This window comes from Gaetbulibacter jejuensis, from assembly GCF_039524015.1.
Taxonomy (GTDB): Bacteria; Bacteroidota; Bacteroidia; order Flavobacteriales; family Flavobacteriaceae; genus Gaetbulibacter_B; species Gaetbulibacter_B jejuensis.
In genome coordinates, this window is record NZ_BAAAGF010000002.1 from 624,584 (window position 1) to 638,725 (window position 14,142).

Annotated in this window: 15 protein-coding genes; 3 read left to right on the forward strand and 12 right to left on the reverse strand. The window is 33.0% G+C overall.

The window, feature by feature from the left end:
* Positions 1-1,242: a peptidase T gene (pepT, locus tag ABD011_RS09410; RefSeq protein ID WP_131506574.1), complete on the reverse strand. Its 1,242-nt coding sequence runs from the start codon at positions 1,240-1,242 to the stop codon at positions 1-3.
* A 96-nt stretch (positions 1,243-1,338) separates the two neighbouring features.
* Between pepT and ABD011_RS09415 the strand changes: the two genes are divergently transcribed.
* Entirely contained in the window at positions 1,339-2,355 is a 1,017-nt protein-coding gene (locus ABD011_RS09415; protein ID WP_343797734.1) for a quinone-dependent dihydroorotate dehydrogenase, read from the forward strand.
* Here ABD011_RS09415 and ABD011_RS09420 read toward each other — a convergent pair.
* Entirely contained in the window at positions 2,341-3,243 is a 903-nt protein-coding gene (locus ABD011_RS09420; protein ID WP_343797736.1) for a T9SS type A sorting domain-containing protein, read from the reverse strand. The two genes, ABD011_RS09415 and ABD011_RS09420, sit on opposite strands and share 15 nt — an antisense overlap.
* A gap of 132 nt (positions 3,244-3,375) precedes the next feature.
* Here ABD011_RS09420 and ABD011_RS09425 point away from each other — a divergent pair, with 132 nt between their 5' ends.
* Positions 3,376-4,239, forward strand: a complete 864-nt coding sequence (locus ABD011_RS09425; protein ID WP_131506577.1) for a hydroxymethylglutaryl-CoA lyase — start codon at positions 3,376-3,378, stop codon at positions 4,237-4,239.
* A 57-nt stretch (positions 4,240-4,296) separates the two neighbouring features.
* On the opposite strand, the gene ABD011_RS09430 is transcribed toward ABD011_RS09425, so the two are convergent.
* Positions 4,297-6,528: a TonB-dependent receptor family protein gene (locus ABD011_RS09430; protein ID WP_343797738.1), complete on the reverse strand. Its 2,232-nt coding sequence runs from the start codon at positions 6,526-6,528 to the stop codon at positions 4,297-4,299.
* A gap of 235 nt (positions 6,529-6,763) precedes the next feature.
* Here ABD011_RS09430 and guaB point away from each other — a divergent pair, with 235 nt between their 5' ends.
* A complete protein-coding gene (gene guaB / locus ABD011_RS09435; RefSeq protein WP_134201329.1) occupies positions 6,764-8,236 on the forward strand; it encodes an IMP dehydrogenase in 1,473 nt (490 codons plus the stop codon).
* A gap of 125 nt (positions 8,237-8,361) precedes the next feature.
* Here the strand turns inward: guaB and ABD011_RS09440 are convergent, their stop codons facing one another.
* The 9 genes from ABD011_RS09440 to ABD011_RS09480 form a co-directional block, all read right to left on the reverse strand.
* Positions 8,362-9,003, reverse strand: a complete 642-nt coding sequence (locus ABD011_RS09440; RefSeq protein ID WP_343797741.1) for a hypothetical protein — start codon at positions 9,001-9,003, stop codon at positions 8,362-8,364.
* 37 nt (positions 9,004-9,040) lie between these two features.
* Positions 9,041-9,730, reverse strand: a complete 690-nt coding sequence (locus ABD011_RS09445; protein WP_343797743.1) for a hypothetical protein — start codon at positions 9,728-9,730, stop codon at positions 9,041-9,043.
* Positions 9,731-9,802: 72 nt separating this feature from the next.
* Positions 9,803-10,252, reverse strand: a complete 450-nt coding sequence (locus tag ABD011_RS09450; protein WP_343797745.1) for a hypothetical protein — start codon at positions 10,250-10,252, stop codon at positions 9,803-9,805.
* 145 nt (positions 10,253-10,397) lie between these two features.
* Positions 10,398-11,177, reverse strand: a complete 780-nt coding sequence (locus ABD011_RS09455; RefSeq protein ID WP_343797747.1) for a hypothetical protein — start codon at positions 11,175-11,177, stop codon at positions 10,398-10,400.
* A 183-nt stretch (positions 11,178-11,360) separates the two neighbouring features.
* A complete protein-coding gene (locus ABD011_RS09460) occupies positions 11,361-11,711 on the reverse strand; it encodes a hypothetical protein (RefSeq protein ID WP_131506588.1) in 351 nt (116 codons plus the stop codon).
* 177 nt (positions 11,712-11,888) lie between these two features.
* The gene (locus ABD011_RS09465) at positions 11,889-12,431 is read right to left on the reverse strand and encodes a hypothetical protein (protein WP_343797749.1); all 543 of its coding nucleotides are present in this window, start codon (positions 12,429-12,431) and stop codon (positions 11,889-11,891) included.
* 238 nt (positions 12,432-12,669) lie between these two features.
* Positions 12,670-13,212: a hypothetical protein gene (locus ABD011_RS09470; RefSeq protein WP_343797751.1), complete on the reverse strand. Its 543-nt coding sequence runs from the start codon at positions 13,210-13,212 to the stop codon at positions 12,670-12,672.
* Positions 13,213-13,414: 202 nt separating this feature from the next.
* Positions 13,415-13,942: a DUF2199 domain-containing protein gene (locus ABD011_RS09475; protein WP_343797753.1), complete on the reverse strand. Its 528-nt coding sequence runs from the start codon at positions 13,940-13,942 to the stop codon at positions 13,415-13,417.
* The gene (locus tag ABD011_RS09480; protein WP_343797754.1) at positions 13,942-14,127 is read right to left on the reverse strand and encodes a hypothetical protein; all 186 of its coding nucleotides are present in this window, start codon (positions 14,125-14,127) and stop codon (positions 13,942-13,944) included. Before ABD011_RS09480 ends, ABD011_RS09475 begins: the two co-directional genes overlap by 1 nt.
* Positions 14,128-14,142: the final 15 nt, after the last annotated feature.

Below are 14,142 nucleotides of genomic sequence, written 5' to 3' on the forward strand. Positions count from 1 at the left end.
TTACTTATACTTTTCAGCAGTCAATTCAGCAATCTTGCAAATTACTTCGGTTGCTTTTATCATGCTTTCAACTGGTACATACTCATAACGTCCATGAAAGTTATGTCCACCAGCAAAAATGTTTGGGCAAGGTAATCCCATATAACTCAACTGCGACCCATCAGTACCACCTCGTATAGGTTTTATCAAAGGTTCAATATTAAGTTGTTTCATGGCTTCTTCGGCAATATCAACAATATGCATAACAGGTTCAACCTTTTCTTTCATGTTGAAGTATTGGTCTTTAATGTCAATGTCAATAACTTCTCTGCCATATTCGGTATTGATATCAAAAGCAAGTTTTTGCATTACTTCTTTACGTGCTTCAAAGTGTGCTTTGTCATGGTCTCTAATAATGTATTTTAAAACAGTATCTTCAACTTCGCCTTGTATAGAGTGTAAATGAAAAAAGCCTTGGTAACCTTCAGTGTGCTCTGGTGTTTCTAATCGTGGTAAGGCATTAATAAATTCGGTAGCGATATACATAGAGTTTACCATTTTTCCTTTGGCATAACCAGGATGTACAATTTTACCTTTTACTTTTACAGTTGCTCCTGCAGCATTAAAGTTTTCATATTCTAATTCACCTATTTGACTTCCATCCATAGTGTAAGCCCAATCTGCTCCAAATTTTTCAACGTCAAACTTATGCGCTCCACGACCAATTTCTTCATCTGGTGTAAACCCAATTTTAATCGTGCCATGTTTTATTTCAGGATGCTGAATAAGGTATTCCATTGCCGAAACAATTTCGGTAATACCTGCTTTATCATCAGCACCTAAAAGCGTAGTACCATCAGTAGTGATTAGGGTTTGACCTTTGTAAAGCAACAGATCTTCAAAATAACTAGGAGACAGGATAATGTTTTCTTCTGCATTTAAAGCAATGTCCTTACCATCGTAGTTTTCAATAATGCGAGGTTTTACATTGGCTCCTGTAAAATCTGGTGAAGTATCAAAATGCGATATAAACCCAATTGTTGGTACATCGTGCTCAACATTGCTAGGTAAGGTTGCCATAATATAAGCGTTATTGTCTATGGTAACGTCTTTAAGCCCAATAGCTATAAGTTCTTTTACAAGTGCGTGTGCTAAATCCCATTGTTTAGCTGTACTTGGAGTTGTATCAGAGTTTGGGTCAGACTCAGTATCTACGGTTACATAGCTTATAAAGCGGTCAATAATATGTTGTTTTTCGATCATGTTTTTTATTTTATTCAAAAATAACATTTATAATTTTTTTGGTTTTTGAATTGTAGGTTTTTTTATTTAAAATTACTTTTGCGCAAACATAATTTCATGTACAAGATCATTGTTCGTCCATTACTATTCTGTTTCGACCCAGAACGCATCCATCACTTTACGTTTTCATTAATTCGATTTTTAAACAAAATACCTTTGGTACCTTCGTTGTTTAAAAGCTTATACTTGATGAAAGACAAATCGCTAGAGCGACAATTATTTGGATTAACATTTAAAAATCCCGTTGGTCTTGCTGCTGGTTTTGATAAGGATGCTAAACTGTTTAACGAACTAGGTAACTTAGGGTTCGGGTTTATTGAAATAGGAACGCTAACTCCTAAGCCGCAACCAGGAAACCCTAAAAAGCGATTATTCAGATTAAAAGAAGATAACGCTATTATTAACCGAATGGGTTTTAATAATGGAGGTGTAGAAGAGGCTGTAACACGATTAAAGAAAAACAAAGGTGTGCTTATTGGTGGTAATATTGGTAAAAATAAAGTAACACCTAACGAAAATGCAACTGATGATTACGTATACTGCTTTAACGCTTTATATGATTATGTCGATTATTTTGTGGTAAATGTAAGTTCTCCCAACACACCTAATTTAAGAGCGTTACAAGACAAAGAACCTCTAACTAAGCTTTTACAAGAGTTAAAACTGCAAAATGCTAAAAAGGCTAATCCTAAGCCTATTTTATTAAAAATTGCTCCAGATTTAACCGATGAGCAATTATTAGATATCATTGATATTGTTAAAGTAACTAAAATAAATGGTGTTATTGCTACCAACACAACCATTTCTAGAGAAGGTTTACAGTCTGATAATAAAACAGAAGTTGGCGGATTAAGTGGTAAGCCATTAACGCAACGTTCTACTGATGTGATTCGTTTCTTATCAGAAAAAAGCCAAAAAGCATTTCCAATAATTGGAGTAGGAGGCATTCATACAGCTCAAGATGCGCTTGATAAACTAGAGGCTGGAGCAGATTTAGTTCAGCTTTATACTGGGTTTATTTACGAAGGACCAAAACTTATTAAAGACATCAATAAAGCATTACTTAACAAGTAGTCGCTGGATGTTGTTAGAGCCATCATTAGCAATCGATTTTACAAGATACACACCAGTTGTTAAGCTGTTGATATCAATACGTAGTTCTTTACTGTTTGAAGTGTTTTTGTAAGATTTAACTTTTTTTCCAAGAACGTCATAAAACACTACTTCTGATAGACTAGTTGTTTCTGTTGAGATTTGCAGTACCGAAGTTGCTGGATTAGGAAAGAGCTGGATGTGATTAGTTGTTTCAATATCATTTACGCCAAGTACTTGTTGAAGCGTAATGGTTAAAGTGCCTACTTTTTCGGTATTAAAAGGCGCTACACCAGATAGACTTGTTATAGGAACATGAGGAGTAATATCGGCATTTGGTGATGAATAATTCATTCCGCTATCAGTACCAGCATCATAAACGTATAAGTCTATAACTAGTGAATTTTCCCAAGTACCACTTGCTCTTAAGTTAACACCATTTACTGCAATCATCCAATCAGGACTAGGAGCAATCATTGAAACCAAAGTAAGCAACGGATAATCTTCACTTATCTGTAAGCCTAAAACCTCAATGTTACCTGTAGCTGTAGCAAGTTGGTCACCATCAATATACTGTTGAGCATTTCCATTAGTAATGCTTGTTTGTACTTCTGCTTCAAAAGCATCATTAATACCTAGTTCAGCAACGTCTTCAATACCTTGTGAAGCAATACCACCAAGTTCTAAAAATGTAATGTTAGCATTGTGATTAACGCCTACAAGTTTTGACCAATGCGGATTGTTAGGAAACGTACCATGATCGGCTTCATTCCATATACTATTAAATACAACATCGTAAACAGCAGTAGTTTGCGAAAATAGAAGAGGGTTAAAACAGAGGAAAAGAAATAGTAAAGTAAAGTTTTTCATAGCTTGCAAATGATAATTATTTGTTAAGTCGAAAACTTATATTAATAACTTACAAAGTATTAGCTGTTTGTTGAAAATAGATTTTTATGAAATCGTTTTCGATGACAATATTCTTTTCTATCTTTGAAGCTAATGAGCAATCCAGTAAAAATCATTGAATGCCCTAGAGATGCCATGCAAGGTATTAAGGCATTTATTCCTACCGAAAAGAAAGTACAGTACATTCAGTCTTTACTACGTGTAGGCTTTGATACTATTGATTTTGGAAGCTTTGTGTCACCTAAAGCTATTCCGCAAATGGTGGATACTGCCGAAGTCCTTTCGCAATTAGATTTAAGCAAAACGACTAGCAAGTTGTTGGCAATTATTGCAAATACAAGAGGAGCAAATGATGCTTCACAGCACAAGGAAATTAACTATTTAGGCTATCCGTTTTCAATCTCTGAAAACTTCCAAATGCGAAACACGCATAAAACCATTGCAGAATCTGTAGTGACCTTAAATGAAATACTGGAAATAGCAGATAAGTCAAACAAAGAAGTGGTTGTCTATATTTCTATGGGATTTGGTAACCCTTATGGAGACCCTTGGAATGTGGATATTGTTGGTGAATGGACCGAAAAACTTGCAGCAATGGGAGTGAAGATTCTTTCGTTAAGTGATACTGTAGGGACTTCTAATCCTGAAAGTATTGATTATTTATTTTCCAACCTTATTCCTAAATATCCTCATGTAGAGTTTGGGGCACATTTACATACTACACCAACTACTTGGTTCGAAAAAGTAGATGCAGCATATAAAGCAGGTTGCAGACGTTTTGATGGAGCTATACAAGGTTTTGGTGGTTGTCCTATGGCCAAAGACGAACTTACGGGTAATATGCCTACTGAAAAGCTATTATCTTACTTTACATCTCAAAAAAGTAGCGACCTTAACGCTATGAGTTTTGAAAGTGCTTATAACGAAGCGAGTAAAATTTTTAATTTTTATCATTAATAAAAAAGAGTTTGTAAATAATACAAACTCTTTTCTTTATTTATTGTTTTGTCTAGATTAAAACTGAAATTCTAAACCAGCATACACTCCAAAAGGATGACCAGGTCTTAATCCTGCAGGTACTCTTGATACTGCATACTCGTTATCTAATAGGTTAATAATGTTTAATGTTGTACTTAACTTAGAAGTAATATTATAGCGACCAGCAAGATCTAAAACAATAGCAGAGTCAACCTTTTGGTTTTCAGGTATAAATCCGCTACCAGAAACTGTTCTAAACTCTCCATTATATCTACCGTTTAAGTTAATTGAGTATTTTTTATGATCAAAACCAATACTTGCATTTAATTGGTGTTTTGCTATGTAAGGTATTTCGTCGCCTTCAGTAACTGTTCCCCAAATACCATCATCACTACCGAAGCTATTTAAAAATTCAGTATCTGTAAAAGTGTAACCTATAGTAATTGGTAAATCAAAGGCTGTATTGCTTTTTAAAACATCATAGTTTAGCAGCACTTCAATACCTTTTACAGCCACTTCTCCAGCGTTAAATACATCTAAACTCCCAGTGCCACCACTTGCAGCAAGATCACTTCCTAATAAGTTACTGTAATCGTTGTAAAACGCAACAACTTCTCCTTGTATACCATTATAGTTAAATCTGGTTCCTAACTCATAGTTGATACTTTCTTCAGGTTTTTGTCCGTCTTCATTTCCAGGAGGTGAAAACCCTTTATGTACACCACCAAAAACAGAATAGTTATTGTTGAATTTATAGTTAAAACCAATCCCAGGAATAAAAATATCTACCTTATTTTCTCTTATCGATAAATCACTTCCTGTTCTGTTTACGTCGTTTGTACCATAGTTTTCACGCTTAAGTACAATGTTTTCATAACGCAAACCTGGTGTTAATGTTAAGTTTTTATACTTAAATTTATACATAACGTAAGAGGCAAAAGCTTTAGCACTACTAATTCTGTTTGCATCTGTTCCTGGTATACCTTTAGTAGTTAATTGCATAGTATTGTTTACAATGTTATAGTAGTCTTTCCATTGAAAACGATCTTCTTCATCGTAGTGGTATCTTAATCCTAACTCAATATCATGAAAAGTGTTTTCTCCATAAAAATGATAATCTAATTTAGTTTGTACACCTTTTGAAATATATTTACGATTGTTAGCTTTGACTGTTAATGCATCTTCTGGCGCATTTTCTAAACCTGTCATGTAATTAAAATGTGTAGGATATAATTCAGGGTTAGATACAATGTTAGCAATACTTACATTATCACCATTAGCGGTAATATCGTTTAATTTATACCAGTTTCTTTCAAATCTATTAAAATACCCATTGGTGGTTATAGCAAATTTTTTAGAAAATTCAATATTGTGAGTTAATAACAGTTGAATATGCTCATTGGTCATTTTATCCTCTTGAGAACTTGCGTATCTATCAAAAGGATTATTATTAAAATCAGCATCTGTTAACCCTAAATAGGTTTCATTTGATACTTCATCAGCAAACTGAAATTTAGTTTCAAAGCTTTGTTGAATCTTTGCTTCCTTCTCTGTGTTTAGTCGGAATTTTGCAACAACATCGTTTTTATCGAATCCTGTGTTAAGGTCGTTTAATAAGTTTTTAAAACCATCAGAATTAAAATTTAAATACTCAATATTGTACCCAAAGTTTTCATGGCTATCTCCTACAGTTGCATATACTTGACCACTATTAAAACTACCATAAGAAGCTTTTATTCGCCCAGAAAAACTATCAGGTATTTGTGTAGAGACCATGTTTATAGCACCACCAGTTGTAAATGGACCATATTGTACTTGACTACTACCTTTTAAAATTTCAACAGCTTCCATACGTCCTACAGAAGGAAAGTAATAAGCAGCTGAGGCGCTGTAAGGAGCAGGAGCTATTAGTACTCCGTCTTCCATTAAACTAATTTTTGCACTGCGTTCTGCAGAAGTTCCTCTTAAACTAATATTTGGACGTAGTCCAAAACCATCTTCTTCTACAATAGTAACACCAGGAACGGTTTTTAAAACACGGTTAATATCTGTATAACCCAGTTTTTTTAATTCAGATGGGGAAATATAATAAGCAGAACCTGTACGGTTTTTAGCTAAATATTTATTCCCAAAAATAACATTAGTTTTAATTAAAATTTCTTCTAGACTTTGAATAGAATCTAGGTTAGTTTTTGTACTATCAATAGCATTTTGTGCAGTTAAACTGCTTGTAACTATTAATAAAAGTAATAATAACTTAGTTTTCATTTATTTAGACTGATTAAGTATAATTTGGTTTTCAGCCTGCAAAATTACTACTCATTTTTAGTTTATCAAATTTTATTTAGAATAATTAAAAATAAATTTCAATTGAATACTCTTCTAGAGTTAGCTTATGAAATAGCTCGTAAATTATATCAGAAATAATACTTTTAATATTAAAATTTAAGTGTAATTTCATATATAAATCGTACCTTTACGCGCAATTAATTTTAATTGCAACATGACAGCACATCAAAATAAGATACTAGGAGAAGGATTAACTTATGACGACGTACTTTTAGTCCCAGCCTATTCCGAAGTATTACCAAGAGAGGTTAACATCCAAACAAAATTCACGCGTAACATTACACTTAACGTTCCTATAGTTTCTGCAGCTATGGATACCGTTACCGAAAGTAGAATGGCTATTGCCATTGCTAGAGAAGGAGGTATTGGTGTGTTGCATAAAAACATGACCATTGAGGAGCAGGCTATAAAGGTAAGACGTGTAAAACGTGCCGAAAGTGGTATGATTATAGACCCTGTAACTTTACCGCTTACTGCCAAAGTAATTGATGCTAAGCAAAATATGGCAGAGCACAGTATTGGCGGAATTCCTATTGTTGATGAAAACGGAACATTAAAAGGAATTGTTACCAATCGTGATTTAAGATTTGAAAAAGACAATGACAGAGCCATTGTTGAAGTAATGACTTCTGAAAACTTAGTAACTGCTGGTGAAGGCACATCTTTAATGGATGCTGAAGTTATTTTACAAGACAATAAAATTGAAAAATTACCTGTAGTTGACGATAACTATAAACTTATTGGGTTAATAACATTTAGAGATATTACTAAACTCACCCAAAAACCTATTGCAAATAAAGATAAATACGGAAGATTACGTGTTGCTGCTGCTGTTGGTGTTACAGGAGATGCTCTAGATAGAGTATCTGCTCTAGTAAGTGCAGGTGTTGATGCTGTTATTATTGATACAGCCCATGGGCATACCAAAGGTGTGGTTTCAGTGCTTAAAGAAGTAAAAACTAAATACCCAGAATTGGATGTAGTAGTAGGTAATATAGCTACTGCTGCAGCTGCAAAGTACTTAGTAGAGGCAGGAGCTGATGCTGTAAAAGTAGGTATTGGTCCAGGGTCAATATGTACAACACGTGTAGTTGCAGGTGTAGGTTTTCCTCAATTTTCAGCAGTATTAGAAGTTGCTGCAGCAATAAAGGGTAGTGGAGTACCAGTAATTGCTGATGGTGGTATTCGTTACACAGGTGATATCCCTAAAGCCATTGCAGCAGGAGCTGATAGTGTAATGTTAGGATCGCTTTTAGCAGGAACTAAAGAATCTCCAGGTGAAACCATTATTTACGAAGGAAGAAAATTTAAATCGTATCGAGGAATGGGATCGGTTGAAGCCATGAAACAAGGTAGTAAAGACCGTTATTTCCAAGATGTAGAAGATGACATCAAGAAGCTAGTACCAGAAGGTATTGTAGGTCGTGTGCCATACAAAGGCGAATTGGTAGAAAGTATCCATCAGTTTATTGGCGGATTACGTGCTGGAATGGGTTATTGTGGAGCCAAAGATATTGAAACACTTAAAGAAACAGGACAGTTTGTAAAAATCACAGCTAGCGGAATCAACGAAAGTCATCCGCATGATGTCACTATTACTAAAGAAGCTCCTAATTATTCAAGATAGATTTAGATTGTTATTGGGTTTACTCTTTTTAATGGGATAGATTACAAATTAGATAATTTAGGATTTGTATTAGCATTATACTTTTCAGAAGGTACTTTTTATTGTACCATTATAGGATCTATTATTTAATTTTTAGTACCAATCCAAGTAGCACCCATTTTTATAGCATAAAAGGTGTCTTTTGAAGAAGTGTCGGTTCGCAAACCCTGTTTTAGTTTTCTATTATACCATTTTTGCATGCCAATATAGTCTTGCTTGCTAGCATAACTATCTTCTTCTAAATCGATATCAGACTGAAAAAAATGATCTTCATCCAACGCATAAGTCCAATTAAAAGTGTTTAATTCTTCTTGAAGTTTACCGTAATTTTGAGACGGAAAATTGTGCTGGTCTTTTGGTTTATAAAATGTGATGTCATAAAAATTTACCATTTCATCAATAGCACAAACAACTTGAGACTTTTTTAAGCGAGGTTCAAACAACCAAATTGCCAAATAGTAAGGCTTGTTTAATGTGTTTAGCTGCTGTTCCCAATGGTTATAAATTTCCAATAAACCTTTTATAATTTCTTGTCTGTGTTTGAGTTTAGGTGAAGGTATATTGGAACCTGTAATAGAGATGTTGACAAAAGGACTTACCCATATTTTACAGTAATTTCGTTTACTAGATTTAAGATAATCTAAGTCTAACTCTATATTGTAGTTTTTCCATTCTTCAATAGATTTTAAAATACGATTACCACCTCTTATTTTTCGATGCGTTATCATTATATAGCAGCTTTTTTAACTTTTTATGAGTAAAAAATTAATATTCAGGACAGTAGTTGTTTGTAGGACTTAAACTCTCATCAACACTTATTTTATCATTGCTATGCCTAAAACAGTTTAAATAATGACCTCCTTCAAAACCAATACTCCAGTCTTTAAACAGCCCATATGATGCACCTATAGCTTCATAAAAATATTGATCATTACTTAGTTTATATTTTTTTAAATAGCTACTTCCTATAGGTATTGAATCAATTTCGGTAACCACTTCATTATTTGAGCTCCATTTATAGTTTAAAACATCTCCAAGGGTAATGTTAAAATCAGCATATAACTCTTCGTTATTTTGATTTTTATTAACAAAGTACACCATACTTGCATCTTGACGCATTGCGCATCTATAATTTAAACTTGTACTTGTAGATATAAATTGATAAGCACTAGAAGAAGAAGGTAAATGAAAAATGGAATCTAACTGATTTGTATACATTTTTTTGTACTCAACGTTGTTAATAAGCGTATCTCCATCAAAAAAATAGGTTAAATATATTTTGGTAGATTCAATTGTTGCTGTTGCACCATTAAAATATTCATATTCGCCTCTATGATACCACTTGTTAAATTCAGAAACCATTTCAATACTATTGTTGGTATCTATTGAGTCAGAATCGTCATTAGTACAGTTAAATAATATAACAGTTGCAATTAGTAGTAGTATTTTTTTCATAGTTGAGTGTTTGTGTGTTGTAAAAATGCAATGAACTATACACGTTGTTTTGTCACATTTACTAATAGCAAATTACATTTTTGGTCTTCCTTCCAAATGATTTTTTATAAGTCTGTAATGAAAATCATTCAGTCTTTTAGCTTCATGTTCCTTTGTAATTAGTTCCAAAATCTCTGGAAAATATTTTTTTTGAGAATGTCTAAATATAAGCCAAATGTTAAGTTTAGGACAGTCAATTCGTTCATCAGATATCCATCCGTATTTTTTGGTCAGTTCAATTAGTTTTTCAGTGTTTCTGTTATCAATTTTAATTTGTAGAGACCAAACCGAATCAATTTCTTTTTTTGAACTATTATTTTCAGTACCAAAAGAACCACCTAAGATTTCTCCACTTCTATATAATTGATCATTATTAATCATTTCATTCAACAATCGACACATTTCACCATTGTTTTCAATTGATTCTTGACCGAAGCAAATAAATGAGAATTGTATTAAAATGATTAGTATGAGGTGTTTCATAATGTACTAAACCGTTTTGTGTATGATTTGTGTTGTGTTTTAGTAAGTAATTTAGCAAATAAAAACCGAATAGAAAATCCGTGAGGATTTTCAGAAGTAGGCGAGAACAAGCAATTACTTATAGACATTGTTAACACCAGTTATTTTATAAATCAAATTGTCCTATAAAACTTTCGTTACCTCTTTCGGAAGCATAATAGTAAAGTCCAATTATAATTTTTGTTTTATTTGATATATCAGTTTCTTTTTTCCGAGTATAAATCTTGACACTTTCTTTAACACAGTTCAACAAGTCATTTTTAAGGTTTTCATTGTCAAATTCTTTTAATGCTTTAACTTCACTAATCGACAAATCACTCTCAACAGTCAATTCATAAAGTGCAAATCTATCCGTTTTGACTTCATAACCTTTGAATTCCTTTAAGCAACCGTTAGAAAATGATGTTCTTAATCCAAATTCGTTTGAAGTTTGAAGTTCAGACTTTTTTAAATATTCAAGGACTTGAAGTTTGAGTTCAATCGATTTTTTATAGTTCTTTTCCGCGTATGGATATTTTTCAGAGTTGAATTTTCTATCTATTTGTTTTGCGCCAGAACAATACCCAAAACTCAAATCTCCGTTTTTATTTTTACTCGCAAAAATTAACCATTCACTATTTTCAGGTGTATAAAATGCACAACTACTATTTAAAGCACTATAGATTTTTAAATTGCTCGTTTGTTGTCCTTTATACAGGTCAATTATTTCTATTTGAATATCATGTAAGTTCGAATTTTCTTTGTCAGGTGAAATTTTAAGGATTTTTGCAGTTGCAATAAAGTCAGACATTGGAATTCTATCCATTAATGGAACTATTCCACAAGAACAAGCCAAAAGTTTGCTTGAAATAGTAATAAATATTATGGTAAGCAGAATTTTTTTCATAATTGGTGCTAACGGTCTCGTTTAACCGCCAGTTACGGGTTAATATGCGTTAATTTTCGGTTTAGAACTGACGTTAGCAATTCCGAGTGGGTTGCTTCGCCAGTTCGCACTTTGTGCTCGTGTCGGACGTAGTCGAATCCGTCGCAATTGCGGTTATACATTGTTGTGTACAGCTTCTATTTTTCAACTTTTTAATAAATTCAGTTTTTTTACAAGAAATAACGGTAGAGATTGAATCCTGTAAGTAGCAACCACAACTGGTTTCAGACTTGTCGGTTTTCCATATTCAAATTCCAGTTTAAATTCAGATTCTAAATAGTCAAAAATTCGGTCATTACATTTTATTTCTCCCTCAAACCAATTAGTCCAACCAAACAATATTTTTTTGAATCCCTTTCTTAAAATCAAAAAATCATTATCAATTCCTGCGTCAAATCCGTAATATTTTGCGGTTACAACCCAACCTCTTTTTCTTAATACAGAGATTATTTCATTCCACTTTTCAGTTTTGATATTTATTGCAGTTTTATTCAAATTTCAGTTTTGATTTCTATTTTTACAAATTATACACAACGTGTTTGTGTATGATTAGTTGCGTGGTTGAGCAACTAATTTAGTAAACAAAAACGAACGCGAGAAAATTCCGAAGGAATTTTCCAAATAAGCAACGACCAAAGCAATTAATTATACACGGTGTTGGCAAATCGTTTTTTATTCAGCTTTCCTCTTTTCACGTTTTCGTTTCCGTATTTCTTTTTTCCGTTCTTTTCTTGATTTATAGTCGAGTAGTGGTGTCCATTCTATTCTGTCATCACTTTCTAACCACGCTAAATATTTTTCTTTAAACTTTTCGGTTCCATCTCTTTTAATCGCCCATAAATAATACTCTATTAAATTCGGATTGTTTTCGCAGAAAGTAATTAAACAGTTTTGAATTCCAGTTACTGTAAAGTATGGCATTCCCTCAATTCGGTCAGCCATAATAATTGCAATTTCTCCTTTCGTTAAATTCCGCTCTTGACATTCCGATTTAACTTTAGTCAGAGTTGAGTCAGTAAAAAATTCCGCAAGAGTTTTCAGAGAGTTTTCTCCAAAAGCAATAATCTTTTTCGCTTGCTCGGTTTTCGTAATTTCTTTAGAGTTTTCTGTTTCCGAAATTCCGTTTAACAATGAGTCAATTTCAGATTTGGTTTGTGAGAAACTCAAATTGAGATTCAGCAAAATTGTCAAAAGTATTATTCCAATTTTTTTCATTCAGTTAGACTTTTGTCAAATCTATTACGTGTTTTATTTTCCCGAAACTCTTAATGAGTGAAGGTAGATTTTCAATTAGTTAACCGGTTTTCTTAAATGTTTGCCAACGGTTTGTGTATGGCTCATTGCGGGAAATCAGCTATGATTTTTCGCCGTAACCAAAAGATAGCAAATTGCAATGAATTCCGATTAAGGAATTCAGTCGCAATGAGCTATACACCTTGTTGTGCATAGTATTTTATTTAAATGTTGGTTCTTGTCGTTGCCTTAAATGAGCGTTTCTATTTACTTCATCGTTTAGCGATAAATAATGTATTGCCAAAATCAGTTTTATATTCGGGTCATTTAAATCAAAGTTGCTATCTGATTTTAAAATTTCCTGATACTGAATGTCAAATCCATTAAATGCCCCTGATGCTTGAATTCTTTCGGCATATTTGGCAATTCTTGGGTTTGTTTTTCCCAATTCCGCCAAATAATTTTGGTATTTTCCCAATGCTACTGCACAAATATCTTTGGATTTTGTTTCACTCGGATAATAGGTCGATTCGCAATACATCCAAATTTTGTCAAAAGTCGTTTTAGATATTTGTTCATAAATATTTTTCTGCTCTTCAAAATTTATTTTCTTCCATATTCCAGTTCCTTGCATCATTAGGGAATCGTGATTTACGTTTTTATAGCAATTTTCAAAATCCGATTTTCCACATACACTTTTAATAAAAAAGTCCGTGACTTGTTTTAAATCTTCAATTTCAGTTTGGGTAAAATTTGACTCCATTTCAGCCGTCGAGTATTTCGTTCCGCAAGAGTTTAGAAATAGGAAAAACGAAAATGATAATATTAGCAAAAATGTTTTTTTCATATTATGCACAACGGTCTCGGCTATGAGTAGTTGCGTAGTTTAGCACTTAACTTTGCAAGTTCACACCAAACTGAAAATCCGCGAGGATTTTCAGAAGTAGGCGAGAACAAGCAATTACTTATAGCCACTGTTTTTTTATCATTTCGTTTATTCTCTTTTCCGCTTCTGTTTTTGAAATTCCATCATAATAATCGCGAACAAATGGATGGTCAAAATCTTCGTGTGGAAAAATTTCAGGTCTATCATTTCCACTTTTTGTAATTACATCACAAGGAATTGACATTGTGTCTCCGTATTCTGGAATGTTACTACATAACCAACCAAAATATCCAGTTTCGTGATTTTCATTGTCAAAATTGCATTTATAATCCGAGTAACTTTTTTCACTCAGCGAAACCCAAACTCCATAATCCAAGTTTTCACAAGTATCATTTACTTTTTGAGTTAGAGTTACTCTTACAAATCTGTCAATTTGGTTTCCGTAATGGATTTCGCAAAAGTCAGAATCCAATTTTCCAATTTCAGACTTTTCTTGTTCGGAAAGAAAATCATAATTCACAGGAGATTTAAACGCCAAAGCAGGCCATTCCGAATGGACTTGTCTGCATTCTGAGCATTTATGTTTCTTATTTCTATTCCAGAACATTATTCAACCTCTCCTTTATTTTTTATTCTATTTCCAATCGTATAACTTATCATTCCGATTAGTCCTCCAATAACGACTGATGTCCAATCAATTCCAGAGTTTTCTTTTTTCATAACAATTGTGTAAGCTGTGTATGCTACAATTGGAAAATAGATTATAAAATTCCCTAATATTTTTTTATCCATAGTTAATGTCAAAAT